Source organism: Halalkalicoccus sp. NIPERK01 (assembly GCF_030287405.1).
GTDB lineage: Archaea > Halobacteriota > Halobacteria > Halobacteriales > Halalkalicoccaceae > Halalkalicoccus.
In genome coordinates, this window is record NZ_JASVVV010000003.1 from 305,993 (window position 1) to 329,258 (window position 23,266).

Annotated in this window: 36 protein-coding genes and 1 tRNA gene; 28 read left to right on the top strand and 9 right to left on the bottom strand. The window is 66.9% G+C overall.

Annotated elements, in window-relative coordinates:
• The 16 genes from QRT08_RS11110 to secY are packed head-to-tail and all read left to right on the top strand — an operon-like array spanning position 1 to position 8,877.
• Positions 1–348 carry a ribonuclease P protein component 1 gene (locus QRT08_RS11110; RefSeq protein WP_286046018.1) on the top strand — a complete coding sequence of 116 codons (348 nt, stop codon included), beginning with the start codon at positions 1–3 and terminating at the stop codon, positions 346–348.
• Positions 339–788, top strand: coding sequence for a 30S ribosomal protein S17 (locus QRT08_RS11115; RefSeq protein WP_286046019.1), 450 nt, complete (start codon positions 339–341; stop codon positions 786–788). Before QRT08_RS11110 ends, QRT08_RS11115 begins: the two co-directional genes overlap by 10 nt.
• Positions 788–1,186, top strand: a complete 399-nt coding sequence (locus tag QRT08_RS11120; RefSeq protein ID WP_286046020.1) for a 50S ribosomal protein L14 — start codon at positions 788–790, stop codon at positions 1,184–1,186. The genes QRT08_RS11115 and QRT08_RS11120 overlap by 1 nt, the downstream gene beginning before the upstream one ends.
• 11 nt (positions 1,187–1,197) lie before the next feature.
• Entirely contained in the window at positions 1,198–1,554 is a 357-nt protein-coding gene (rplX, locus tag QRT08_RS11125) for a 50S ribosomal protein L24 (protein WP_286046021.1), read from the top strand.
• The gene (locus tag QRT08_RS11130) at positions 1,551–2,309 is read left to right on the top strand and encodes a 30S ribosomal protein S4e (RefSeq protein ID WP_286046022.1); all 759 of its coding nucleotides are present in this window, start codon (positions 1,551–1,553) and stop codon (positions 2,307–2,309) included. Before rplX ends, QRT08_RS11130 begins: the two co-directional genes overlap by 4 nt.
• Positions 2,306–2,857 carry a 50S ribosomal protein L5 gene (locus QRT08_RS11135; protein ID WP_286046023.1) on the top strand — a complete coding sequence of 184 codons (552 nt, stop codon included), beginning with the start codon at positions 2,306–2,308 and terminating at the stop codon, positions 2,855–2,857. The genes QRT08_RS11130 and QRT08_RS11135 overlap by 4 nt, the downstream gene beginning before the upstream one ends.
• On the top strand, positions 2,850–3,026 hold the full coding sequence (locus tag QRT08_RS11140) for a 30S ribosomal protein S14 (protein WP_286046024.1): 177 nt from the start codon (positions 2,850–2,852) through the stop codon (positions 3,024–3,026). Before QRT08_RS11135 ends, QRT08_RS11140 begins: the two co-directional genes overlap by 8 nt.
• Positions 3,023–3,415, top strand: coding sequence for a 30S ribosomal protein S8 (locus QRT08_RS11145; protein ID WP_286046025.1), 393 nt, complete (start codon positions 3,023–3,025; stop codon positions 3,413–3,415). The genes QRT08_RS11140 and QRT08_RS11145 overlap by 4 nt, the downstream gene beginning before the upstream one ends.
• Positions 3,416–3,418: 3 nt before the next feature.
• The gene (locus QRT08_RS11150; RefSeq protein ID WP_286046026.1) at positions 3,419–4,003 is read left to right on the top strand and encodes a 50S ribosomal protein L6; all 585 of its coding nucleotides are present in this window, start codon (positions 3,419–3,421) and stop codon (positions 4,001–4,003) included.
• Positions 4,004–4,783: a 50S ribosomal protein L32e gene (locus QRT08_RS11155; RefSeq protein ID WP_286046027.1), complete on the top strand. Its 780-nt coding sequence runs from the start codon at positions 4,004–4,006 to the stop codon at positions 4,781–4,783.
• Positions 4,776–5,225 carry a 50S ribosomal protein L19e gene (locus QRT08_RS11160; protein WP_286046028.1) on the top strand — a complete coding sequence of 150 codons (450 nt, stop codon included), beginning with the start codon at positions 4,776–4,778 and terminating at the stop codon, positions 5,223–5,225. Before QRT08_RS11155 ends, QRT08_RS11160 begins: the two co-directional genes overlap by 8 nt.
• Positions 5,225–5,776 carry a 50S ribosomal protein L18 gene (locus QRT08_RS11165; RefSeq protein WP_286046029.1) on the top strand — a complete coding sequence of 184 codons (552 nt, stop codon included), beginning with the start codon at positions 5,225–5,227 and terminating at the stop codon, positions 5,774–5,776. Before QRT08_RS11160 ends, QRT08_RS11165 begins: the two co-directional genes overlap by 1 nt.
• Before the next feature lie 2 nt (positions 5,777–5,778).
• Positions 5,779–6,417, top strand: a complete 639-nt coding sequence (locus tag QRT08_RS11170) for a 30S ribosomal protein S5 (RefSeq protein WP_286046030.1) — start codon at positions 5,779–5,781, stop codon at positions 6,415–6,417.
• Positions 6,417–6,881, top strand: coding sequence for a 50S ribosomal protein L30 (locus tag QRT08_RS11175; protein ID WP_286046031.1), 465 nt, complete (start codon positions 6,417–6,419; stop codon positions 6,879–6,881). Before QRT08_RS11170 ends, QRT08_RS11175 begins: the two co-directional genes overlap by 1 nt.
• Positions 6,882–6,888: 7 nt before the next feature.
• Positions 6,889–7,404 (top strand): uL15m family ribosomal protein, encoded by a 516-nt coding sequence (locus QRT08_RS11180; RefSeq protein ID WP_286046032.1) that lies wholly within the window; start codon positions 6,889–6,891, stop codon positions 7,402–7,404.
• Between the two features lie 3 nt (positions 7,405–7,407).
• Entirely contained in the window at positions 7,408–8,877 is a 1,470-nt protein-coding gene (secY, locus tag QRT08_RS11185; protein ID WP_286046033.1) for a preprotein translocase subunit SecY, read from the top strand.
• Positions 8,878–9,227: 350 nt separating this feature from the next.
• Here the strand turns inward: secY and QRT08_RS11190 are convergent, their stop codons facing one another.
• From QRT08_RS11190 to QRT08_RS11210, 5 genes are all read right to left on the bottom strand, one after another.
• Positions 9,228–9,926 carry a helix-turn-helix domain-containing protein gene (locus QRT08_RS11190; RefSeq protein ID WP_286046034.1) on the bottom strand — a complete coding sequence of 233 codons (699 nt, stop codon included), beginning with the start codon at positions 9,924–9,926 and terminating at the stop codon, positions 9,228–9,230.
• Positions 9,927–10,089: 163 nt separating this feature from the next.
• Positions 10,090–10,761: a helix-turn-helix domain-containing protein gene (locus tag QRT08_RS11195; protein ID WP_286046035.1), complete on the bottom strand. Its 672-nt coding sequence runs from the start codon at positions 10,759–10,761 to the stop codon at positions 10,090–10,092.
• Between the two features lie 189 nt (positions 10,762–10,950).
• Entirely contained in the window at positions 10,951–11,622 is a 672-nt protein-coding gene (locus QRT08_RS18835) for a helix-turn-helix domain-containing protein (protein ID WP_286046036.1), read from the bottom strand.
• 198 nt (positions 11,623–11,820) lie between these two features.
• On the bottom strand, positions 11,821–11,982 hold the full coding sequence (locus QRT08_RS11205) for a hypothetical protein (protein ID WP_286046037.1): 162 nt from the start codon (positions 11,980–11,982) through the stop codon (positions 11,821–11,823).
• 100 nt (positions 11,983–12,082) lie between these two features.
• On the bottom strand, positions 12,083–12,280 hold the full coding sequence (locus tag QRT08_RS11210; RefSeq protein ID WP_286046038.1) for a hypothetical protein: 198 nt from the start codon (positions 12,278–12,280) through the stop codon (positions 12,083–12,085).
• Between the two features lie 331 nt (positions 12,281–12,611).
• Here QRT08_RS11210 and QRT08_RS11215 point away from each other — a divergent pair, with 331 nt between their 5' ends.
• From QRT08_RS11215 to QRT08_RS11225, 3 genes are all read left to right on the top strand, one after another.
• The gene (locus tag QRT08_RS11215; protein ID WP_286046039.1) at positions 12,612–13,049 is read left to right on the top strand and encodes a Rieske (2Fe-2S) protein; all 438 of its coding nucleotides are present in this window, start codon (positions 12,612–12,614) and stop codon (positions 13,047–13,049) included.
• A 118-nt stretch (positions 13,050–13,167) separates the two neighbouring features.
• A complete protein-coding gene (locus QRT08_RS11220; protein ID WP_286046040.1) occupies positions 13,168–13,362 on the top strand; it encodes a hypothetical protein in 195 nt (64 codons plus the stop codon).
• Between the two features lie 289 nt (positions 13,363–13,651).
• On the top strand, positions 13,652–13,780 hold the full coding sequence (locus QRT08_RS11225; protein WP_286046041.1) for a hypothetical protein: 129 nt from the start codon (positions 13,652–13,654) through the stop codon (positions 13,778–13,780).
• A 116-nt stretch (positions 13,781–13,896) separates the two neighbouring features.
• Here QRT08_RS11225 and QRT08_RS11230 read toward each other — a convergent pair whose 3' ends face one another.
• The 3 genes from QRT08_RS11230 to QRT08_RS11240 are packed head-to-tail and all read right to left on the bottom strand — an operon-like array spanning position 13,897 to position 15,478.
• On the bottom strand, positions 13,897–14,322 hold the full coding sequence (locus tag QRT08_RS11230; protein ID WP_286046042.1) for a DUF7975 family protein: 426 nt from the start codon (positions 14,320–14,322) through the stop codon (positions 13,897–13,899).
• Between the two features lie 38 nt (positions 14,323–14,360).
• Entirely contained in the window at positions 14,361–15,341 is a 981-nt protein-coding gene (locus tag QRT08_RS11235; RefSeq protein WP_286046043.1) for a YeiH family protein, read from the bottom strand.
• A complete protein-coding gene (locus tag QRT08_RS11240) occupies positions 15,341–15,478 on the bottom strand; it encodes a hypothetical protein (RefSeq protein WP_286046044.1) in 138 nt (45 codons plus the stop codon). Before QRT08_RS11240 ends, QRT08_RS11235 begins: the two co-directional genes overlap by 1 nt.
• A gap of 135 nt (positions 15,479–15,613) precedes the next feature.
• Between QRT08_RS11240 and QRT08_RS11245 the strand changes: the two genes are divergently transcribed.
• The 4 genes from QRT08_RS11245 (at position 15,614) to QRT08_RS11260 (ending at position 18,747) form a co-directional block, all read left to right on the top strand.
• Positions 15,614–16,237, top strand: a complete 624-nt coding sequence (locus QRT08_RS11245) for an adenylate kinase (protein ID WP_286046045.1) — start codon at positions 15,614–15,616, stop codon at positions 16,235–16,237.
• A gap of 102 nt (positions 16,238–16,339) precedes the next feature.
• Positions 16,340–17,257 (top strand): DUF106 domain-containing protein, encoded by a 918-nt coding sequence (locus tag QRT08_RS11250; protein ID WP_286046046.1) that lies wholly within the window; start codon positions 16,340–16,342, stop codon positions 17,255–17,257.
• Positions 17,258–17,299: 42 nt separating this feature from the next.
• Positions 17,300–17,878 carry a (d)CMP kinase gene (gene cmk, locus QRT08_RS11255; RefSeq protein WP_286046047.1) on the top strand — a complete coding sequence of 193 codons (579 nt, stop codon included), beginning with the start codon at positions 17,300–17,302 and terminating at the stop codon, positions 17,876–17,878.
• Positions 17,878–18,747 (top strand): RNA-guided pseudouridylation complex pseudouridine synthase subunit Cbf5, encoded by an 870-nt coding sequence (locus QRT08_RS11260; RefSeq protein ID WP_286046048.1) that lies wholly within the window; start codon positions 17,878–17,880, stop codon positions 18,745–18,747. The genes cmk and QRT08_RS11260 overlap by 1 nt, the downstream gene beginning before the upstream one ends.
• Here QRT08_RS11260 and QRT08_RS11265 read toward each other — a convergent pair.
• Positions 18,744–19,583 carry an alpha/beta fold hydrolase gene (locus QRT08_RS11265; RefSeq protein ID WP_286046049.1) on the bottom strand — a complete coding sequence of 280 codons (840 nt, stop codon included), beginning with the start codon at positions 19,581–19,583 and terminating at the stop codon, positions 18,744–18,746. The two genes, QRT08_RS11260 and QRT08_RS11265, sit on opposite strands and share 4 nt — an antisense overlap.
• A gap of 84 nt (positions 19,584–19,667) precedes the next feature.
• Here QRT08_RS11265 and QRT08_RS11270 point away from each other — a divergent pair, with 84 nt between their 5' ends.
• The 5 genes from QRT08_RS11270 to QRT08_RS11290 all read left to right on the top strand — a co-directional run bounded on the left by QRT08_RS11270 (position 19,668) and on the right by QRT08_RS11290 (position 23,244).
• Positions 19,668–20,393 (top strand): helix-turn-helix domain-containing protein, encoded by a 726-nt coding sequence (locus QRT08_RS11270; RefSeq protein WP_286046050.1) that lies wholly within the window; start codon positions 19,668–19,670, stop codon positions 20,391–20,393.
• Between the two features lie 23 nt (positions 20,394–20,416).
• Positions 20,417–20,487, top strand: a tRNA-Pro gene (locus QRT08_RS11275).
• A gap of 460 nt (positions 20,488–20,947) precedes the next feature.
• The gene (locus QRT08_RS11280) at positions 20,948–21,541 is read left to right on the top strand and encodes a hypothetical protein (protein WP_286046051.1); all 594 of its coding nucleotides are present in this window, start codon (positions 20,948–20,950) and stop codon (positions 21,539–21,541) included.
• Positions 21,538–22,191: a DUF2238 domain-containing protein gene (locus tag QRT08_RS11285; RefSeq protein WP_286046052.1), complete on the top strand. Its 654-nt coding sequence runs from the start codon at positions 21,538–21,540 to the stop codon at positions 22,189–22,191. The genes QRT08_RS11280 and QRT08_RS11285 overlap by 4 nt, the downstream gene beginning before the upstream one ends.
• 63 nt (positions 22,192–22,254) lie before the next feature.
• Positions 22,255–23,244 (top strand): metal-dependent hydrolase, encoded by a 990-nt coding sequence (locus tag QRT08_RS11290; RefSeq protein WP_286046053.1) that lies wholly within the window; start codon positions 22,255–22,257, stop codon positions 23,242–23,244.
• Positions 23,245–23,266 lie beyond the last annotated feature (22 nt).

Sequence of the window (23,266 nt, forward strand, 5' to 3'; positions counted from 1 at the left end):
ATGGCACTCACACCCGAGACGATCGCGCGACACGAACTCAACGGCCTGTGCGTACGGGTCGTTTCCGCCGACAGCCCCGACTACGTCGGGATCGGCGGGCGTGTCGTAAGCGAGAGCGAGAAGACGCTCTCGATCCGCGACGGCCGGGACAAGCGAGTGCCGAAATCGGGCACCACGTTCGAGTTCCGACTCGACGCCACAGATGAAGCCGCGGGTCCCCGAAAGGGGGCCGGGACCGCCGGGGAACACGACCGCGACCCGGCGGCCTACGTTACGGTGGATGGCGACAGACTGCTCTCACGACCCGCCCGACGCACCGAAACCACAGGTGATTCACCATGGCGATAGGATTAGACGTAGAAACACCACCAGAACCGGACGATCCGGACTATGATTACGAGAAGTGTCCGTTCTACGGCGAACTCTCCGTTCGAGGCCAGATCCTCGAGGGAGTCGTCGCGAGCGCGGACATGGACAAGACCGTGATTGTCGAGCGAGAGTACGACGTCTTCGTGCCGAAGTACGATCGGTACATGAAGCGAAGATCGCGCGTCCCGGCCCACGTGCCGGGCGTGCTCGATCACGTCTCGGTCGGCGACCGCGTGAAGATAGCAGAGACACGCCCCCTCTCGAAGACGAAGAGCCACGTCGTCGTCGAGGTCACGGAGGCCGAACTCGAACTCGGCCCCGTCGACCCGACGGAGGCGGCCGACGAGGCCGAAGGCGACGAGGAGGAGAGCGAGGGCGACGTAACCGAAGGCGCAGAGCCACAAGCGGGTGAGCAGTGATGGAGGCGCTGAAGGCCGACGTCACGAAGGGCCTCTCGAAGGGCGCACTCATCAACTGTGCGGACAACAGCGGCGCCCGCGAACTGAAGCTGATCAGCGTCTCGGGCTACTCGGGCGTGAAGAACCGCCAGCCCCAGGCCGGCGTCGGTGACAAGATCACCGTCTCGGTCACGAAGGGGACCCCCGAGATGCGCCGCCAGATCCTCGAGGCGGTCGTCATCCGCCAGCGGAAATCGATCCGCCGGCCCGACGGCACGCGCGTCAAGTTCGAGGACAACGCGGCGGTCATCATCGACGACGCGGAGGACCCCCGCGGGACGGAGATCAAGGGCCCGATCGCGCGCGAGGTGGCCGAACGCTTCGGGAGCGTCGCCAGCACGGCGACGATGATCGTCTAGAGCATCGAACCATGAGCAAGCAACCACGCAAACAGCGAAACGACGCACAGAACGCGCCGCTGCACGAGCGCCACAAGCAGGTCCACGCGACGCTCGACGCGGACCTCCGCGAGGACCACGGCACCCGCCGTGCCCGCGTCAACGTCGGCGACACCGTCGAGGTCATGCGCGGCGACTTCGCCGGCGAGACCGGCGAGGTAGTCGCGGTCGACCTCAAACGCGGCGTCGTCCACGTCGAGGACGCCGTCATCGAGAAGGCCGACGGCGAGGAGGTTCCCCGCCCGCTCGAGGCGAGCAACCTCCGGATCACGGCGTTGAACCTCGAGGACGAGGTTCGAGAGGCGCGACTCTCGGGTGATCGCGAATGAGCAGACACCAGAAACGACTCTCGGTACCGGACTCGTGGCCGGTCGAGCGCAAGACCGCCAAGTACACCGTGAAGGCCCGCGCGGGCCCCCACGGCGAGGCGGGCGTGCCGCTCCTGATCGTGCTACGGGACGTACTGGGGTACGTCGACTCGACGAAGGAAGCGAAGTACGCCACGAACGAGGGCAACGTCCTCGTCAACGGCGAACCGGTGGGCGACGTCCGTCGACCCATCGGGATGTTCGACATCCTCGGGTTCGAGGAGCGCGAGGAGTTCTACCGCGTGTTCCCCGACGAGGGCGGTCGGCTCGCGCTGACGCCGATCGACGAGGCGGACGCCGACGGCAAACTCGGCAAGATCGCCGACAAGCGGCAGGTGCCCGGCGGGGAGACCCAACTCCAACTGCACGACGGGCGCAACCTGCGCGTCGACGACGGCGCGGAGTACTCGCCGGGCGACTCGATCGTCATCGACTGGGACGGCGAGATCCTCGCGCACTTCGTCTACGAGGAGGGCGCGCTGGTCACCGCGGTGCAGGGCCAGCACGCCGGCGAGGTCGGCGAGATCGAGGAGATCACCGTGATCGAATCGAGCGCGCCCAACACCGTCAGCGTCGACACCGACGACGGCTCGTTCGAGACGATCGACGAGTACGTCGTCGTGATCGACGAGAACTTCGTCGGCGGGGACGCGGGAACCGCGTCCGAAGAAGCGAGCGGCGACAGCCGCGAGGACGAGGGAGGTGCTGAGGAATGAGCGAGAGCCAGCACGAGGCCGAAGGCGAGTTCCACGAGATGCGCGAACCCGTCGTCGAGAAGGTCGTCGTCCACATGGGCGTCGGCACCGGCGGGCGCGAACTCGCGAACGCCGAGGAGATCCTCGAGGAGATCACGGGCCAGCAGAGCGTCCGCACGCAGGCCAAACGGACCAAGCCGGAGTTCGGCATCCGACAGGGCGACCCGATCGGCGCGAAGGTCACCCTGCGGGACGAGGCGGCCCGCGAGTTCCTCGAGACGGCGCTCGACATCGCCGAGATCTCGGGGAGCCAGTTCGACCAGACCGGCAACGTGAGCTTCGGGGTCGAGGAACACACCGAGTTCCCCGGCCAGGAGTACGACCCGAACGTCGGAATCTTCGGGCTGGACGTGACGGTCAACCTCGTGCGCCCGGGCTACCGGGTGAAAAAGCGCGACATCGCGTCGCGGCAGATCCCGTCGAGCCACCGACTCGACGCGGCGGCGGCGATCGCCTACCTGAACGCGGCGTTCGACGCCGGAATCGGACGGGAGGAGACGGATGAGTGAATCAGAGACACAGGAGACGGGCGAGCACGCCACGAAGCGCACCGGTCAGATCGAACAGTGCCAGCGCTGTGGCCGCAAACAGGGTCTCGTCGGGAAGTACGACATCTGGCTGTGCCGACAGTGCTTCCGCGAGATCGCCCGCAAGATGGGGTTCAAGAAGTACAAATGACGACGAGTGATCCGTTCAGTAACGCGCTCTCGGGGATCGACAACGCCGAGAGCGTCGGACACCTGACACACACGATACAGCCCGCTTCGAACCAGATCGGCTCGGTGCTCGAGGTCTTCTACGACCGCGGGTACATCGACGGCTTCGAGTTCGTCGAGGACGGCCGAGCGGGACGGTTCGAGGTCGAACTGAAGGGCGCGATCAACGAGTGTGGCCCGGTCAAGCCCCGCTACTCGGCGGGCGCGGACGAGTTCGAGAAGTGGGAGAAGCGATACCTCCCCGCCCGCGACTACGGGACGCTCGTCGTCACGACCAGCCACGGCATCATGAGCCACTACGAGGCCCGCGAACGGGGCATCGGTGGCCAGGTGATCGCGTACGTCTATTAGATCATGCCACGAACAGAAATCACGCTACCGGACGAGGTCGACTGCGAGATCGACCACCTCGACGTGACGATCTCGGGGCCCGACGGCGAGGTCACTCGCCGGCTGTGGTACCCCGACGTGACGGTCTCGACCGAGACGGTCACCGACGAGGTCGAGACCGACGACGGCGAGACCGAACAGCGCGAGGTCGAGGCGGTCGTCATCGAGAGCGAGACGGACAACGCGAAGACCAACGCCACCATCGGGACGTTCGAGAGCCACGTGCGCAACATGGTTCGGGGCGTCACCGACGGCTGGGAGTACCGCATGGAGGTGCTGTACTCTCACTTCCCGATGCAGGTGAACGTCGAGGGCGAGGAGGTCGTCATCGAGAACTTCCTCGGCGAGCGCGCCCCGCGCCGGACGACCGTCCACGGCGACACGCGGGTCGAGGTCGACGGCGAGGAGGTCGTCCTCTCGGGACCGAACAAGGAGGACGTCGGCCAGACCGCCGCCGACATCGAACAGCTCACCCGCGTCAGCGGCAAGGACACGCGGGTGTTCCAGGACGGCGTGTACATCACCGAGAAACCCAAAGGAGGCGTCTAGATGGCCGACAACGAGGAGACCGAAGCGGAGGTCGAGGACGTCGACGAGGCGACCCCCTCGGAGGACGAGGAGGTCGCCCCCGACGAGCGAGTCGAACTGACCGACATCAGCGGCGTCGGCGAGACGAAAGCCGACGCGCTTCGCGAGGCCGGCTTCGAGTCCGTCGAGGACGTCAAGGCCGCGAGCCAGGACGACCTGGCGGACGTCGAGGGCATCGGCAACGCGCTCGCCGCGCGGATCAAGGCCGACGTCGGCGGCCTCGAGGTCGCCGAGGAGACCGAAGCGGAGGTCGAAGACGAGGAGCCGGAGGCCGACGCGGAGGCCGAGGACGTCGAGACCGAACTCCGTCCGCGCGGGCTGACCGAGAAGACGCCCGAACTCGACGACGAGCGCGCGCGCCTGCTGGGCGAGCGCGCCCGGACCGGGAAGCCGGCGTTCAAGCGCCAGGACTACCACAAGAAGAAGCGCACGCCCGAGTCGTGGCGCCGGCCACGCGGCGGCCTCTCGAAACAGCGACGGCGCTTCAAGAGCCGAGGGCCGGTCGTCGAGGCCGGCTACCGCACGCCCACCGAGGTGCGCGGCCTGCACCCCAGCGGCTTCGAGGAGGTCTACGTCGAGAACACGGACGACCTCGAGGGCGTCGACGGCGACACCCAGGCGGTGCGGATCGGCTCGTCGGTCGGCGGGCGCAAGCGAGAGCGAATCGAGGAGGAAGCCGAGAGCGCGGGCATCCGCGTTCTCAACCCCACCTACGTCGAAGTCGAGGTAGACAATGAGTGATCTCAAAGCACAGAAACGGCTGGCGGCCGACGTGCTGGACGTCGGGAAGAACCGCGTCTGGTTCGACCCGGAGGCCCAGGGCGAGATCGCCGACGCGATCACCCGAGAGGAGATCCGCGATCTCGTCGACCAGGGGATCATCCAGTCGAAGGAGGCCCGGGGCAACTCCCGCGGTCGCGCGCGCGACCGCCAGAAGAAGCGCGCCTACGGCCACCGCAAGGGCGCGGGCAAGCGCAAAGGGAAGGCCGGCGCGCGACAGGACGAGAAGGACGAATGGAAGAACCAGATCAGAGCACAGCGCCGGAAGCTCCGCGAACTCCGCGACGAGGGCGAGCTCGATTCGACCCAGTACCGCGAGCTCTACAACAAGGCCCGCGGCGGGGAGTTCCGCAGCGTCCGGTACATGACCAACTACATCGACAACCAGTACGGTGACGACTAATGGCAACAGGACCACGCTACAAGGTGCCGATGCGGCGTCGGCGCGAAGTTCGGACGGACTACCACCAGAGGTTGCGCCTGTTGAAATCCGACAAGCCGCGGCTTGTCGCTCGACCGAGCAACAAGCACATCAGGGCGCAGCTGACCACGACCGGTCCCGAGGGTGACGAGACCCTCGCGAGCGCGCATTCGAGCGACCTCGCAGAGTACGGCTGGGAGGCCCCGACGGGGAACCTGCCGGCGGCGTACCTCACCGGGTTGCTCGCGGGCAAGCGCGCCGTCGAGGCGGGCCTCTCGGAGGCCGTCCTCGACATCGGTCTGCACACGGCGACGCCGGGCAACAAGGTGTTCGCCGTCCAGGAGGGCGCGATCGACGCGGGCCTCGACATCCCGCACAACGACAGCGTCCTCGCGGACTGGTCGCGCACGCGCGGCGAGCACATCGCCGAGTACGCAGAGAGTCTCGACGAGCCGCTCTACAGCGGCGAGTTCGACGCAACGACGCTTCCCGAGCACTTCGATTCGGTTCGGGAGACCATCATGGAGGACTAACAATGGCACAAAACGACGGATGGGAGCCCATCACCCGGCTCGGCCGGCTCGTCCGCGACGGCGAGATCGAGACGATGGACGAGGCGCTCAACTCGGGGCTGCCGCTGAAGGAGGTCGAGGTCGTAGACCAGCTCCTTCCGGGCCTCGAGGACGACGTACTCGACATCAACATGGTCCAGCGGATGACCGACTCCGGTCGGCGCGTGAAGTTCCGCTGTGTGGTCGCCGTGGGCAACCGCGACGGCTACGTCGGCTACGCTGAGGGCCGCGACGACCAGGTCGGCGGCGCCATCCAGAAGGCGATCGGCATCGCGAAACTGAACATCATCGACGTTTCCCGTGGGTGTGGCTCGTGGGAGTGTGGCTGCGGTCGCCCCCACACGGTCTCGCTGCGGACGACCGGCAAGGCCGGCAGCGTCGAGGTCGAACTGCTGCCCGCGCCGCGCGGGCTGGGGCTCGCGGGCGGGGACACCGTTCGCAGCGTCCTCGAACTCGCCGGCATCGAGGACATCTGGACGCGCAGTTCGGGCCAGACTAGAACGACCGTGAACTTCGCGAAGGCGACGTTCAACGCGCTTCGCAACACCGCGGAGGCGCGCGTTCCCGAACACGCCGCCGCACAGCGCGAGGTGATCGAGTGATGCAGGCGGTCGTCCAACTCCGGGGCGAGGTCAACATGGACTACGAGGTCGAGGACACCCTCTCGATGCTCAACCTGCACCGCGTCAACCACTGCGCGCTCGTCCCCGAACACGAGACGTTCCGCGGGATGATCACGAAGGTCAACGACTACGTCGCCCACGGCGAGCCGAGTCGGGAGACCGTCGAGACGCTCATCCGCACGCGCGCCGAGCCCGCCGAGGGCAGCGCCGACGTCGACGACGAGTGGCTCGCGGCGAACACCGAGTACGACTCGGTGGAGGCGCTCGCGGAGGCGCTGCTCGCCGAGGAGACGACGCTCAAAGAACAGGGGCTGACGCCCGTGCTCCGCCTGCACCCGCCACGGGGCGGCCACAAGGGCATCAAGCACGTCACCGCGGAGGGCGGTCAGCTGGGCAAACACTCAACCGAGGAGATCGACGACCTCCTCGTCGCGATGCGATAACGAGACCATGACAAGCAAGAAAAAACGCCAGCGCGGCTCGCGAACCCACGGCGGCGGCACCCACAAGAACCGACGGGGCGCCGGCCACCGTGGCGGACGCGGGGCCGCCGGACGGAGCAAGCACGAGTTCCACAACTACGGGCCGCTCGGCAAACACGGCTTCACACGGCCCGAGAAGGCACAGGACACCGTCCTGACGATCGACGTGCAGGAACTCGACGAGGACGCGCCGCTGTTCGTCGCCGACGGCCTCGCGGAGGAGACCGGCGACGGCTACCGGCTGGACGCCCGAGACCTCGTCGAGGACGGCTACGACGCCGACGCCGTGAAGGTGCTCGGCGGCGGGCAGGTCCGCAACTCCCTCGAAGTCACCGCCGACGCCTTCTCGGCGAGCGCGGTCGAACTCATCGAGGAGAACGGGGGCGAGGCCGTCGTCTCCGAGCGCGGCCAGGTCGACGAGGAGGAGGCCGACGAGGACGAATCCAAACCGGAAGATATTGAACCAACCGCTGAAGAAGCGTAATCAATGAGTTGGAAGGAAGCCGCCGAACCGGTCCTGACGCGCATGCCGGGCGTCACCCGCCCCGAGGGGCACGTCCCCTTCAAGCGCAAGCTCGCGTGGACTGCGGGTGTGCTCATGGTGTACTTCTTCCTGACGAACGTCTTCCTGTGGGGGATGCCCCAGGCAGAAGCGGGTCAGGACATCTTCGGGAACTTCCGGTCGATACTGGCCGGCGAACAGGGGACGATCCTCCAGGTCGGGATCGGTCCCATCGTCACCGCGAGCATCGTCCTGCAACTGCTCGGCGGTGCCGGCCTCCTCGGCTTGGACACCAACGACCCGCGCGATCAGGTGCTCTATCAGGGCCTCCAGAAGCTGCTGGTGGTCGTGATGACCGCCCTGACCGCCTTCCCGATGGTGTTTCTCGGGGGTTTCCTTCCGCCGAGTCCCGAACTCGCCGCCGTCTACGGCGAGACGACGATCCAGACGGTCATCTTCGCGCAGGTGTTCATCGGCGGGATCTTCATCCTGTTTCTGGACGAGATCGTCTCGAAGTGGGGCGTCGGCAGCGGGATCGGCCTATTCATCATCGCCGGCGTGAGCCAGCGGCTCATGGGCGGGCTGTTCGCCTGGGGCGGACTGCCCGGCGAGGCCGGGATCATCCCGACGTGGTTCTCGATACTGTTCGGCCAGACCTCCTTTCCCTCGTTGCTCACCGGCGAGGGCCTCCAGGAGCTCTTACTCGGACAGGGAGCGCTGCTGGCGATCATCACCACGGTGTTCATCTTCGTGGTGGTCGTCTACGCCGAATCGGTCAGGGTCGAGGTGCCGCTCAGCCACGCCCGCGTGAAGGGTGCCCGGGGGCGGTTCCCCGTGAAGCTGATCTACGCGAGCGTCCTGCCGATGATCCTCGTTCGCGCCGTGCAGATGAACATCCAGTTCCTCGGGCGGATCATGGACGCCCGGTGGGCGGGGATGCCGGCGTGGCTCGGCGTCTACAACAGCCAGGGCCAGCCCACGGGCGGGCTGTTCTACTACCTGAACCCGATCCAGACGCCCGAGGAGTGGATGTGGTGGCTCGGCGAGGCCGGCCAGGCGGTCTGGCAGATCATGCTCCGGGTGGGGATCGACCTGACGGTGATGATCGTCGGCGGGGCGATCTTCGCGATCTTCTGGGTTGAGACGACCAACATGGGCCCGGAGGCGACGGCGAGACAGATCCAGAACTCGGGGATGCAGATCCCCGGCTTCCGCCAGAACATCGGCGTCTACGAGAAGGTCCTCGGGAGGTATATCCCGCAGGTGACAGTCATCGGCGGCGCGCTCGTGGGCCTGCTCGCGGTGATGGCGAACATGCTCGGGACGATCGGCGCGGTTTCCGGTACTGGATTGCTGCTGGCGGTCTCGATCACGTACAAGCTCTACGAGGAGATCGCAGAGGAGCAGTTGATGGAGATGCACCCGATGATGCGCGAGATGTTCGGCGGTAGGTAACGAACATCCATACTCCTGCTCTCCACCCGGAGGACGGAGCGACTCGTGCTGGCCTCCTCGCGTTCCGATCCTCTACCGCCAGATACCTACTTGATTGAATAGTTACGCAAGCGACAAGACTATGTCACTCCAAGTCATACATCTCTGTGCTTCGAGATCGAAGGTTCCGCTTTCGAAAATCGGAGCTCGGGCAGTTGTCAGAGGCACCCTTCACCCCCGGCCCCATCGCCAAGGCTCCCTTGGCAGTTTTCTACTACGACTCCCTGTCGGATAGTGCCATTGCATAGGTGTCGAAGGGCATTATATCGATATCGAAGATCCCCCCGCTCCCGGAGCGCTGACGCCCTCCCTCAGGTGTCGAGGCCAGACTCGGCGTCCGCGTCCGGTTCCCGATCGGGTTCGGTCGCCTCGGACAGGGTCGTGGCCAGCAGCGCCGTGATCCCCCGTCGCAGCCGTTGGGAGACGGCCGTGTCCGAGATCCCCAGCACGTCCGCGAGTTCGACGAGGTCCATGCGGCGCGGGATCTCGAAGTACCCCTCCTCGAACGCCTTCAACAGCGTCTCGCGTTGGCGCTCCGTCAGCGAGAACCCCAGCCCGCTCTGGTTCGGCAGTCCCGGGTTGTGCATCCGCTTGAGCGTGAGCGAGATCCCCCTCTCGACACACTGGTGGTAGAACGCCGTGAGGTCCTCGTGCGTGTCGAACCGGAGCTCTACGTCCCAGATTCCGTTGTAGCCGACCGCCTGGAGCACCGCCGCGTTACTGGCCACGATCGCGTTGATGAGGCCATCCGACTCACCCGCCCACTCGACGCGCACCAGCGCCTCGTCGCCGATCGTATCGACCATCTCGTAGGAGGCGATGTCGGAAGCGTCCAAGAGTGCTTCCTCGATTCGTTCGAGCGTGTCGTCTTGAATCCGGAAATAGGGGACGCCGCTGTCCTCGATCGGGACGACGTGTTCGAGATGGATCCGAATGTCGGAGCCCTCGCTGAGTACGTCGCCGAGGAGGAAGTCCTCGACCGGAATCGTCAGCTCCACGATCACGCTCATGGCACGATCAGTTACTCCTACAAGGCGAGAGCGTATAAACCCCTTCAAAAATCAAGTAGTAATATATAATATATGTCGTCCGATGCCGTTTCCGCCGGTGACCTACAAATAGCGAAACCGGTATATTACTCTATGGGACGGGCACCGACGCGCATCCGGCGGGCTACTCTTCGGTGTCGGAACCCGACTCGTCCACCTCTTCGAGGAGGGTCGACGCGATGAGGGTCCGCACACCCCGTCGCAGCCGTTCGGAGGCGGCCTGCGGCGAGATCCCCAGTACGTCCGCGAGTCGATCGGTCGTGATCCCGCGTGGCACCCCGAAGTAGCCCCGCTGAAACGCTTCCAGTATCGCCTCGGTCTGCTTGGGCGAGAGCCCGTAATAGGGGTTCAAGTCGGTGGTGGCCTGGGCGTTCACCCGGTGGAGTTCCAGTTCGAGTCCGCGATCGAGACACTCGGTGTAGAACCGCGAGATCTCCTCGGTGGAGAGACACCGCACCGAGAGTACCCAGCCGTCGGCGGTCGCGGTCGCGCTGACGAGCGTCGTCTCCGTATCGAGCAGGATCTGAAAGATCGGGTTCTCCCTGACCGGCCACGTCACGCGCACGAGCGTTCGATCCGGGAGTTCGTCGACCAACACGAGCGTCTCGATGGCGGGGTTCGCCTGGAGGTCCGCGAGGACCGACTCGTGGTGCTCGCCGACCAGCCAGAGGTAGTGGGTGTCGTTTTCGAGGGGAACGACGCGCTCGAACTCGAGGGTGACCGACGGGTGTGCGTGGAGGTCGGACTCGAACGGACACTTGATCGACGGTGCGGAGAACTCGGCGAAGACGCTCATTGGGTCACCCTCGACGCGACGCGGTCGACACGGAGGGCGCCGATCGAGGGTCCGAACGATGCGATCGATCGGATCTGTGTGCGTGTCATACTGATACCTTCGGTTGTGGTCCCGTTCGCCGCGTGGGCCGCTCGTAGTGCGTTACAGGGGTTCGATATAGAAGGTCTTTATGGATACGCCGTCGGGTCCTCAGTCGTCTTCGAACGAATCGTCGGCGGATTCGATCGCGAGCGTCGCCGAAACGAGCGTGTTGAGGCCACGGCGGAGCCGCTGTGAGGTCGCCGCATCGGAGATACCGAGGCGCTCGCTGAGGTCGACGAGCGTCGACTGGCGCGGGATCTCGAAGTAGCCCGCCTCGAGCGCGCTCAGCAGCGCCTCGCGCTGGTGGGGGGTGAGTCCGTAGCCGACCATATCCCTGGGTTCGACGGGGTTGTGCATCTTCTCGAGCGTGAGACCGATCTCGTTTTGCGCGCAGGTGCGATAGAACGCCGAGAGCGCGTCGTAGTCGGGGAACCGAAACCGGAACGACCACTCCTCGCTCGTCGCAGAGCCCTCGAGCATGACGGCCTCGGAGTCGCGAACGGCGTCGAACAGCCCGTCGAGTTCGTCGGACCACTCGATCCGAAAGAGGGTCTGGTCCTCGAGTCGGTCGAGCAGTCGGGCCTCCGTGACGACCGGCGACTCGTTGAGCGTCGTTTCGACGGCGTCGACGTTCCCACCCGTGATCCAGCAGTAGGGAACGAGCGCGCTCCCGGTCGGGACCATGGTTTCGAGCCGGAGCCGTACGTTCGGTTGAGAGCTGAAGAGGTCGTCGAAGATGAAGTCCTGCACGGGGACGGAGAAATAGGCAATGACGGACACGCCTTACCTCCGTTGGGTACTCCGCTGTTTGGTGGTTTCCCGACAGGTAGTCCGATAGTCGAGCATCATATACTGCAAATACCCCTTCGAGGCATAAGGCGATCTGGCTTAATCCTCGAAGGTACTTATATAGCTCCCTCGGTCGCCCGAGCGGTGGTGGCGCCTGAGGGACGGAGAGGACATCGGAACGGGGGGCCGTTAGTAGCGGGGAAGCGGGCGCGATGCCGGAACCCGTTCGACGGGATGGCCGAACACGAGATGGTGATCGATCGCGGCGTGGTCCGCCTCGTGTGGCCGATCATCCGTCCCGATTGTCGCCTCCCAGTCACACCGGCGACACGTGAGCGTCGACTGTTCCATAGGGATAGTGAGGAGTCCGCGCGAATAGACGTACGCCTACGGTACTAAAGGCCATTAAGACGGGAGAGAACTGTCCGGGGACGGCCAAGGATGGGTCTGCTCACTCGGCGATTTCGCTGATTTGGACCTCCTGGTCGGGGCGGTCCTCGTAGTGACAGACCCAAACCGAGATCGGACTGATCTCGACGTCGTTCCGCGCGGCAGCGCTGATGAGGTAGCACAGTTCCCGCTGGAAGTCCTGCTCGCTACGGATCGTCGGTCGGTGTGTGATACGTGAACTAACGTCCTGCAGATGCATTAAGTGATGGGTGGGGACCCCGTGTGAGTCCGCCCGGTGGGCAATCAGCGTACGGCCGATCACATGACCCCTATCGTCGCCGCGACTGTCGTATCCGGTCGATACCGCGACGAGGGTCGAGAAGCACGTCTTCGAGGCGGTCGTCCTGCCGTCGGATCGTTCGGAACGCGATCGAACGACCGAACGGGTGTGACGCGACGTCGCCCGGTCGCCACGCCCAGCGCCAGCGCCGTACGGCCCGACACGCGAGACTTCGCCGGCCTCCTCGCCCGATTGCCCGATCGCCCGATCGAATCGAGGGGCTAAACTGCCTTCCGATCGAGAGACGACCATGAGCGGTCGCCACCGATTGACGAGCGTCGAGACGGTCGAGGAGGAGGGCGCGTGGTTGTTCACGGTCCGTGACGACCACGGCGAGGACGTGGAGGTGTTCCTCGTTCCCTGTGTGGACGCGGACGGTTCCGGGATCGAGGCGTGGGTCAACAGCTGTACCCACGAGGCCCAGTCGCTCTACCGCGAGGGCGTCGGTGCGGTGGTCCGCGACGGCGGGGTCGTCTGCCCGAAACACGGGTCGATCTTCGACACCTGCTCGGGCTACTGCGACAACGGTCCCGCGGCCGAGACGACCCTCCCCGCCGTCGAGGTGAGCGTCGAGGACGGACAGGTCTACCTGACCGACGACGACGTTCGGTTCCTCCACGAGGGCGCGAGCCGCGACGACGAGGACGACGACGGCGGGCCGAGTTCGACCTCGCACCTCCGGCTGTGAGTCTTCAGCAGTCCTGTCGTCCGCGGCGGGTATCGCCCGGCGCGACACGCCCGACCACAACCCTTCACTCGGTCGAGTACGTCGGTTTCAAGTCACCGGCGTGCCTCGGTACTCGTCCATGAAGCCCGCACCACGCGTCGAGCCCTGGGTCGTGAAACTGCTCACGGCGGCGCTGGTCGTCATCGCCCTCGCCCTCGTCGCGATCGTCGTCCTCCTGTTCGTCGGACTTGGACGGCTCGCGGACCTCGTCGAGGCGATCGAGGGGACCGGGCTGATGGCGTCCACCGTCGCCGTGGCTCGTCGTGCTCGATGAGATGGAACCCGGCCTCGTCACGTGGGCGATCGCCTTCGTCATCGGCGGGCCGACCGACATCGACTCCCCCCGGAGCGGTCGATGCATTCGCGTATCCGTCGACGCCGATTCTGACGTGGGCGACCCTCCTCGTCTTTCCGGGCTGCAATCTCCCCGTATAGGTCCGTCCCATCGGCACTTATGCCGTTCCTACCCCCACACGGGGTCGGGATCGACTGCATGGACTCGTCCGTTGCCGGCCGGGTATAGTCGCCACATAATAAGGTATCACCGTGACGATAGGTAGGTCATGCCCCTTCAGCACGACGCCGCGAGTCGGGTTTCGGCGTACTACCGGTCGGACGGTCTCGAACTCCGGGACGCCACCTCCCCGGAGGCGTGGCTGTTCGCCGCCCACCCCGTCGAGATCGAACAGTAACCGGCCCACACTGTCGGTCATGGGGACGTCAACGGCGATAGTCGATGTGAACAGTACCAGCGTGGTACCTGCCCGTCTTCGTCACCGGCGAGTTGCGTATATATGACCCGACGGTATCAGACCTCCGTCGCCCACGCGACGTAGTCCGCCGGCCGTTCGTAGACCGTCCGGAAGCAGCGCTCGACGAAGCCCGCGAGTCGGTCCTCGTCCGCGAACGTCCCGACGCGAACGTTCGTCCCCGCCGCGTTCTCGGGGCTGGTCAGGCTCTCGATGGAGAAGTCCGGGAACTCGTTCAGCAGGGATTCGAGCCGGTCGAGTTCCCCGTCGGTGCAGTCGAGGTTCACCAGCCCGGCGCCGGAATCGGACGCCGGCTGACTCGCGGGATCGTCGTCCCCGTCCCCCTCGCCGACCTGGATCCACGTCGGCTCGTCGGCCTCCGCCTCGAGGGTACAGAACGGGCTCTCGCGGGCGCGGTGGGCGGCGATCGCGTCCGCGAACAGCGTTCGGCGCTCCTCGTCCGACTCGGCACGGAATCTCGTCATACCCCGACTACGCGAGCGAGACCAAAAGGCCGACGGAACTACAGGAGGGCGCGGACGACGAGCAGCGTCACGAGGCTGATCACGCAGAAGGCACACAGGACGGTCACGACCGGCGTCAGGCCGCTCTCGCGCATCCGTGCCGGCCGGATCTCGAAGCCGAGCCCGACGAACGCGAGGACGAACAGCCACTCGGAGGTGCGCCCGATCCCCTCCAGCGAGGCGGGCGTCAGTACGCCGAGGTTCGCGACGAGCGCGACCAGCAGGAAGCCGACGAGGAACTTCGGGAACTGGAGCCAGAGGCGCTTGATCCCCGGATCGTTCGCCTTCCGGGTCGCGTAGCCGATCGAGTACGCGACGACGACCGCGCCCAAGAGGGTGTTCCGCGCGAGCTTCGTCACCGTCGCCCACTGGCCCGCCTCCGGCGAGTGGGCGAAACCGGCCGCGGCGACCGGGCCGGTGCTGAACATGCTCAGGCCGGCCCAGACGCCGAACTCCCGCGCGTTGAGCGCCAACAGGTCCCCGAGGATCGGATAGAGCACGAGGGTGATCGCGTCGAAGAAGACGATCGTCGCGGCCGCGTAGGTGAGCTGATCGCCTCGCGCGTCGACGACCTGTCCGACCGCCGCGACCGCGGAGACCCCACAGATGCTCGTCCCCGCGGCGAGCAGCGAGGCGGTCTTCCCGTGAAGGCCGAAGACGCCGCGGGCGATCGCCTCGACCAGCAGGAGGCCGAACGCGACCGTCCCGACGACCAACGCGACGACCCGCGGGCCGGCGCCGATCAGCTCCTCGATCGCGATCGATGCGCCCAGCAGCACGATCCCCGTCTCGAGGAAGAGCTTGTGGTTCTCGACGCCGCGGGCGGCCCACGACGGTACGCCGACGAGGTTGCCGATCAGGACGCCCGCGACGATCGCGAGAACGAGGTCGTTCACCCCCACGGCGGCCGCGGTGCTTCGGGTCCCGGCGCCGACGAGAACCAGCGTCGCTATTCCCGGAAGATGCTGCCGCAACCCCATCAGATCGTCTGGAGCAACCAGTGTAGTCCGACGACGGCGAGTCCGAGCGCCACTGCCTGCCATCCCCGATCGAGCCGCTCCCATCGAGCGATCACGTGCCCTCTCTGACCCGATTCGGGGCGTCGTTTCGGTTCCATTCTCGTCCGTACTCCTCCCGTCCGTGACTTCACCGTGTCGTTTCGGCCCGCGAGTGTTGCCGAGTTCTGATACACGTCTACCGGCCGTGTCGGAGTTCCTGTACCTCTTTGGTGCTGGAGGCGGGAGGGGGGGACATGGCACAGCCACAGATCCTGATCGTCGGCGCGCCCGGCGCGGGCAAGGGGACCCAGAGTTCGAACATCGCCGAGGAGTACGGGGTCGAACACGTCACGACGGGGGACGCGCTGCGGGCGAACAAGGACATGGAGACGGAGTACGGGACGCCGCGGGAGTACATGGAGGCGGGCGAACTCGTCCCCGACGAACTCGTCAACGCGATCGTCCGCGAGGCGCTCGACTCCGCCGACGGCTACGTGTTGGACGGCTACCCGCGAAACGAGTCGCAGGTCGAGTACCTCCAGGGGATCACCGACCTCGACGTGGTGCTATATCTCGACGTCCCGAAAGAGGAACTCGTCCACCGCCTGACGGGTCGGCGCGTCGACCCCGAGACGGGCGAGAACTACCACACGGAGTACGACATGCCCGACGACGAGGAGGTCCGCGAGCGCCTCGTTCAGCGCGACGACGACACTGAGGACACCGTCAAGGAGCGCCTGCGGGTCTTCGAGGAGAACACTGCGCCGGTCATCGAACACTACGAGGACCACGAGGGGTTCGTCCGGATCGACGGCGAGCAGAGCCCTGACGAGGTCTGGAACGACATCAGGGACGCGATCGACGAGCGCGTCGAGTAAACAGGTTGATTACGCACCGATTTAGAGAGAGATATCCGCTTCAGTGGGAACTGTCGCGTCGAGTAAACAGGTTGATTACGCACGATTTCCTACGGCGGGGTAATGGGACGAACCGCGGAGAAGGTACAGACCCTCGTCGACGAGAACCCCGACATGGAGGGCGCGCTCGCGGTCGTGTTGCGCGAATCCGACGGGGGCAGTGGGGAGGTCGAGTGGGCGGACGTCCGCGACGAGATCTCCAGTGGGCAGTGGGGACGGCTGATCGAGAAGGGGATCCTCGTCGACGGAGTCGACGGGTTCGAGGTCCGCGACCCCGAGGAGGTCCGTTCGGTCGTCGACAGCGACGTGACCCCGGCGGCGACGACGGCCACGAGCGACGACGGGGATGGTGAGGAGTCGAGCTGGTCGAAGTGGGACAAGATGGCCGCCGGCGGGGTCGCGCTGACCTTCCTGGGGTACGCGTGGGGCCCCGCACGGGACACCATCGGCGGGGCGATGGACGTGTTGCTGGGCCCGCTGAACGCCGTGCTCCCGTTTTACGCCGTGATCCTCGTTCTCGCCATGCTGACGGGGCTGTACTCCTCGCTGTTGCAGGCGAACCTGATGGACACCTCGAAGATGAGCGAGTACCAGGGCAAGATGAAGGCGATCCAGGAGAAGCGAGAGCGCGCGAAAGAGCGCGGCGACGACGAGGCCATGGAGCGCATCCAGGAGGAGCAGATGGAGGCGATGGGCGAGCAGATGGGGATGCTCAAAGAGCAGTTCCGGCCGATGGTCTGGATCATGCTGCTCACCATCCCTGTGTTCCTCTGGATGTACTGGATGGTCGGCGCCCGCGGCGCCGACGCGCACCTCCAGGAGGTCGGCGGGGTCGTGATGCCGCTGGTCGGACAGGTCGGGTGGACCAGCGGCGTCGTCGGCCCGATGCAGGCGTGGATCGTCTGGTACTTCGTCTGCTCGATGGCGTTCACCCAGATCATGCGCAAGTCGCTCAACATCAGCACGACGCCGACGGGCTGACCGGATAGAAACTTCTTTTAGCCTCTCCGGGCGAGAGTGGATATGTTACTCACCGTCTCCGGACCGCCGGGCAGCGGCAAGAGCACCGCCGCGTCCGGCCTCGCCACGGCGCTCGGCTACGAGCACGTAAGCGGTGGCGACGTCTTTCGCGAACTCGCGGCCGAACGCGGCCTCTCGCTCTCGGAGTTCAACGCCCTCGCCGAGGAGGACGACGCCATCGACCGCGACCTCGACCGGCGACTGCGCGAACTCGCCGCCGAGCGCGAGGACCTCGTCCTCGAGTCCCGACTCGCCGGCTGGATGGCCGGCGAGCACGCCGACCTCCGGGTCTGGCTCAACGCGCCGATCGACGTTCGAGCGGCGCGGATCGCCGACCGGGAGGACAAGCCCGTCGGGCAGGCACGCGAGGAGACGCTGACCCGGGCCGAGAGCGAGGCGCTTCGCTACGAGGGGTACTACGGGATCGACATCTCGGACCTCTCGATCTACGATCTGGCACTCAATACCGCCCGCTGGGGTCCCGAGGAGACCACCGACCTGCTCGTGGTCGCCGCCGAGCGCTACGACCCCGACACCGACGAGGGCGGTTTCCCGGTGACCGACGTCCGCTACGAGTTCTGATGCTCCGCGACCCGCCCGACGAGCGCTCGCTCGACTCCCTCGTCGAGTTCGGCGTGGTCAACCTCGACAAGCCGCCCGGCCCCTCGGCCCACCAGGTCTCGGGCTGGCTGCGCGACATGCTCGGCGTCGAGAAGGCCGCCCACGCCGGCACCCTCGATCCGAAGGTGACGGGCTGCCTCCCCGTCCTGACGGGCACCGCGACCCGCCTCGCGCCCGCCTTTCTGGAGGGCGAGAAGGAGTACGTCGCGGTGCTCGAACTCCACGGGCCGGCGCCGGCGGACGTCGAGTCGGTCGTCTCCGAGTTCGAGGGCGACCTCTACCAGAAACCGCCGCGGAAGAGCGCGGTCTCCCGGCGCCTCCGCGTCCGGACCGTCCACGAACTCGACCTGTTAGAGGTTCGAGAACGGAAAGCCCTCCTCCGAATCCGCTGTGAGAGCGGGACGTACATCAGAAAACTCTGTCACGACGTCGGCCTCGCGCTGGGGACGGGCGCGCACATGGGCCACCTCCGGCGGACCGCGACGACGCCGTTCGTCGACACCTCGCTGTGTTCGCTGTACGACCTGGCCGACGCGATCGCGTTCGCCGGAGAGGGCGACGAGGCCCCCCTCAGGGACCTCGTCGAACCCGGCGAGCGTGCGCTCGCGCACCTCCCACGGGTGACGATCGCGCCGAGCGCCGCCCGCGAGGTCGCCCACGGCGCGCAGGTCTACGCGCCGGGCGTCATCGACGCCGAGGGCGATCCCGACGAGGAGCCGCTCGTCGCCTGCTACACGCCCGACGGGCCGGCGATCTGTCTCGGCCGCTTAGTAGGGAATCCCGACGCCGATTCCGGCCGCGTGGTCGCGCTCGAACGCGTGCTGGTCTAGTCGAGAAAGTCGATCAGGCGCTCGGCGAACTCGTCGGGTCGCTCGCGTGGCACCCAGTGCCCGGCATCGGAGACGAGCCAGCACTCGGCGTCCATCCGTTCCGCGGCCCTGTAGGACCACCGGGGCGGGAACACCTCGTCCTCGCGCCCGTGGACGAACCACGTCGGGGCGTCGACCTCCCCGAGCCGGGTCCGGTAGTCCGTTCGAAACCCGCTCGAACCCACCTCGTGGCGTCGCCAACTCCGGTAGGCTCGCCCGGCGTTGGGCTGCTGGACGAGCCGGTAGACCTCGTCTACGACTTCCGAGGGGAGCGCGTTGGGGTCGCTCACGATCCCTCCGAGGCTCGCCTTCGTCAGCCGGCGGCTCCGCCGGAGGGCCGCGATCGAGAGTCGGTTCAGCGCCGGCAACCGCGAGAGGGCGTAGGTGAGCCGGCCGTTCGGCAACTCCCTGCCGAGGCCGTAGCTCGCGACGGCCACCAGCCGATCGACCCGCTCGGGCGAGCGAAGCGCGAGGCCGAGCGCGACGCCCCCGCCGACCGACAGCCCCACGAGGCTCGCCCGGTCGATCCCGACCGCGTCCATGAACGACTCGACGACGGCGACGTGGCGCTTGGTGCTGTAGGCGACGTCGGGGCTGTCGCTGTCGCCGTACCCCAGTAGGTCCGGCGCGAACACGCGACAGCGCTCGGCGAGCGGGTCGATCACGCCGCCCCACGAGAGATGGGCGGCGTCGATCAGCCCGCCGTGGAGCAGGAGGACGGGCGGGCCGCCGTCACCGGCTCGTAGGTAGCGCATCCGATAGCCGTCGACGTCGGCGTACCGCTCGGTGGCTTCCACGCCGCCCGGTTCGGCCGCGACCGTCGAGTGCCTTTCGATACCGAGGGGAACAATCGTTATGGTCTCGCGGGCGCAGGCTCCTGCATGATCGACATCGCCATGGACATGGAGCAGTACGACTGCCCGTTCATCGACACGACCGACGAGTACGAGGTGGCGTTCTCGGCGCTCCACTGGCACTTCGACACGGCGAGCGAGCGCCTCGAAACCCGGATGATCGTCGAGGCCGACTCCTACATCGAACTCGAACGGGCGCTGGCGGCGCTCCGCGAGCACGACCGCCTCCACGAGTGCGACTCGTTCATGACACACGGAGACACCGGTCTCGTCCGAACCGTCATCGGCGAGACCAACGCCATGCGGACGATCCGCGAGAACGGCGGCTACATCACCGGCCCGTTCCACATCGAGGACGGACGCGAGTGCTGGGAGGTGGGCTTCGACGACGAACGGCTCGCCGACGACACGCTGTCGGATCTCGAACGCGAGAACGAGTTCGCCGTGACCGAACGCGAGACGGTCTCGCCCGAGGAACTGTTCGACGTGCTTCGAAACGCCGGTCCTGCCTCGGAGTTGCTCGCCGCCTGCCGCTCGCTCTCCGTGACCGAACGCGAGACGCTCTCGGTCGCGGTCGACCGGGGCTACTTCGAGACGCCGAGGGGGGAGACGCTCTCCTCGCTCGGCGACCGGTTCGGGATCTCGGACACGGCGGTCTCGAACAACCTGCGCCGGGCGGAGCGAAAGCTCCTCTCACGCGTGGTCGCCGCGGCGGCCCGACTCGACGAGTCGGAAAACGACACCCTTAATTGATCGACGGGCGTTGTCCGAAACGCGGGACCGTGGGGTAGTGGTATCCTCTGCCGATGGGGTCGGTAGGACCTGAGTTCGACTCTCAGCGGTCCCATATTCTGCTGCGAGCAACTCCGCGAGCAGCAGAATTATGGATAGAGCGGAGTGTCGAGCCAGCAAGTCGCAGCCCACGGAGCGAGCGTATGCGAGCGAGTAGGACCGTCTTGCACTGTTCGACTCTCAGCGTCTTACGCGAACGAAGTGAGCGTAAGGCTCGTCACGAGCGGAGTAAGTGACGGCGGTCCCACTTTTTCGAAGAAAAATGGGAGCAGGGAACGAGCGGAGTAAGTGACGGCGGTCCCATTTCGACGCAGTCGAATGGGAGTACGCCGCGCTCCGTGCGGCGGTGGTCCCACTTTTCCGAGGGAAAACGGCGTGAACGATCGGTAGTGGTGGCGCTCCCACTACGTCTGTGCGACGCACGTTCGTTCGGGGGCGCGATTCTCCGTGACCTCACGAACGAGAAACACGAGGCATATACGTCGACGGCCGGCTAGGGACGCCACCGACATCGAATGGACCTGACAGCGATCGACACGCTCGTCGGCAACGACTCCCGGAACGCGGTAGCGGCGTGGATACTCACCGGATTCGTCGTCGCCGTCGCCGTCGGGAGCCTTCTCGTCGGCGATCTGCTCTGGGCCGGCTTCGCGGTGTGTGTCGGGGCGCTCGCGGTGCTCCCCGCGGTCGCGTTCCGGAACCGACGGGTGACCCTCCCCTGGGAGGTGCTCGCGCTCGCCTCCGTCCCCCTCCTCGTACGGACGTTCGGCTCCGGCGAGGTGAGCGAGTTCGCGACCTACCTCTCGGTGGCGGCGATCGCACTGATCGTCGCGGTCGAACTCCAGGCGTTCACGCCCGTCAGGATGACTTCGGGCTTCGCGGTCGTGTTCGTCGTCGTCGCGACGATGGCGACGGCGGGCGCGTGGGCCGTCGTCCGCTGGATCGCCGACCTCTCCCTCGCGACCGGGTTTCTCCGGAGCGAGGAGGCGCTCATGTGGGAGTTCGTCGCCTCGACGGCCGCCGGCATCGCCGCCGGGATCGTCTTCGAACTGTACTTCCGGCGGCGCTCGCGTGCGGCCGGGCGGCCGCCGGCCGGTGGAAGCCCGTGAACGTCCGCGACCGCCTCGGGATCTCGCCGGCGCGCCAGCGCCGCCTCGCGTGGCTCATGGAGGTCTCGCTCGTCGGGATGTTCTTCATCGGGCTGGATCGCGGCGAGACGGGGATCGTCGTCAACACGGGCGTGGCGCTCGCGGTGACGCAGCTCCCCCCGGTGCTCGAACGCGAGTACGGGATCGCGATGGACGCGGGGCTGACCCTCTGGATCACCGCGGCCGTCTTCCTCCACGCGTTCGGAACGGTGGGGTTGCCCGGAAGCCCGCTCAACCTCTACAGATCGATCTGGTGGTGGGACCACCTGACCCACGGGCTGTCGGCGTCGGTCGTCGCCGCCGCCGGCTACGCCGCCGCGCGCGCGGTCGAGATCCACAGCGACGGGATCCACCTCCCCTCGCGGTTCATGTTCGTCTTCATCCTCCTGTTCGTCCTCGCCTTTGGCGTCTTCTGGGAGGTCGTCGAGTTCGCCATCGCGGGGATCGGCCCGTGGTTCGGGCTCGGCTCCGTCCTGACGCAGTACGGCCTCGAGGACACGATGCTCGACCTCGTGTTCAACACCGTCGGGGCCGTCGCCGTCGCGCTCTGGGGCACCCCCCACCTGAACGATCTCGTCGGCTCGATCACGGCCCGCCTCGAGGACGGGTGAGCCGCGTGGTATTCCGAAACAGGGGCGCGAATCGCTTATGTTCATCAGGTGCGTTCGGAGCGTATGTTCGTCGGCCACGCGATGCTCGCGTTCGCCCTCGTCGCCGGGGGCGCGCGCCTGGCCGGGCGCTCGCGCGAGCGATCGCTCTCGCTGGGCGTCCTCGCCGGGGCGTTCGCGACCGTCCCGGACGTCGACATGCTGTATGCGCTGTCGGGACTGGTCGGCGAGACGGGCGGCGTCGAGGGGTTCTGGAGCGCGAGCACGCTCGTCCACCGCGCCGCCACCCACTCGCTTCTCGTCGGGGCGGCGAGCGCCGTCGGGTTCGCCCTCTACGCTCGCGGCGCCTCGGGTGAACGGGGGGACCGATTCGAGCCGTGGACGCCGTCGGGGCTCGCGGTTCTCCTCGCGCTCGTCGGGGTCGCAGGGATCACGAGCGGCCCGCTCGGACTCGCGGTGATGGCGGCGTTCGCCCTCGCCGGCCTCGCGGTCACGACGGCGGCGGTTCGGTGTGATCTCGGGCCCGCCGCGGTCGGGTCGGCGGCGCTCGTCGGGCTACTGAGCCACCCGTTCGGCGACCTCCTCACCGGCGAGCCGCCGCTGTTCCTCTACCCGCTCGACGTCCGACCCGTCGCCGAGCGCGTCCTCCTGAGCGCGGACCCGACGGTCCACCTCCTCGGGGCGTTCGGCCTCGAACTGGCGACGATCTGGCTGGCCGCGGCCGTCTACTGCCGGCTGACCGGCCGGTCGATCCTGGCGCACGTCCACTGGCGGGCAGCCCTCGGAACCGCCTACGCGGGTGCCGTACTGGCGCTGCCCGCACCGACCGTCGATTCGGCCTACCGGTTCGTCTTCAGCGTCCTCGCGGTCGGCGTCGTCGGCCCCGCACCGCTCGCCCGGCGGGTGTCCCGGCCGTTTCGGGCCGCCGATCGGGGTTGGCCCGTCCTCGACTGGTGGTCAGCGCGTCCCGAGGGGATGCTGACGCCGCTTCTCACCGGGTTGGCCGCGATCACGCTCGCGGGACTGTCCTTCGCGGTCGGCTACGCGGTGCTCTGATCGTGCTGGCGGTCCGGTACGG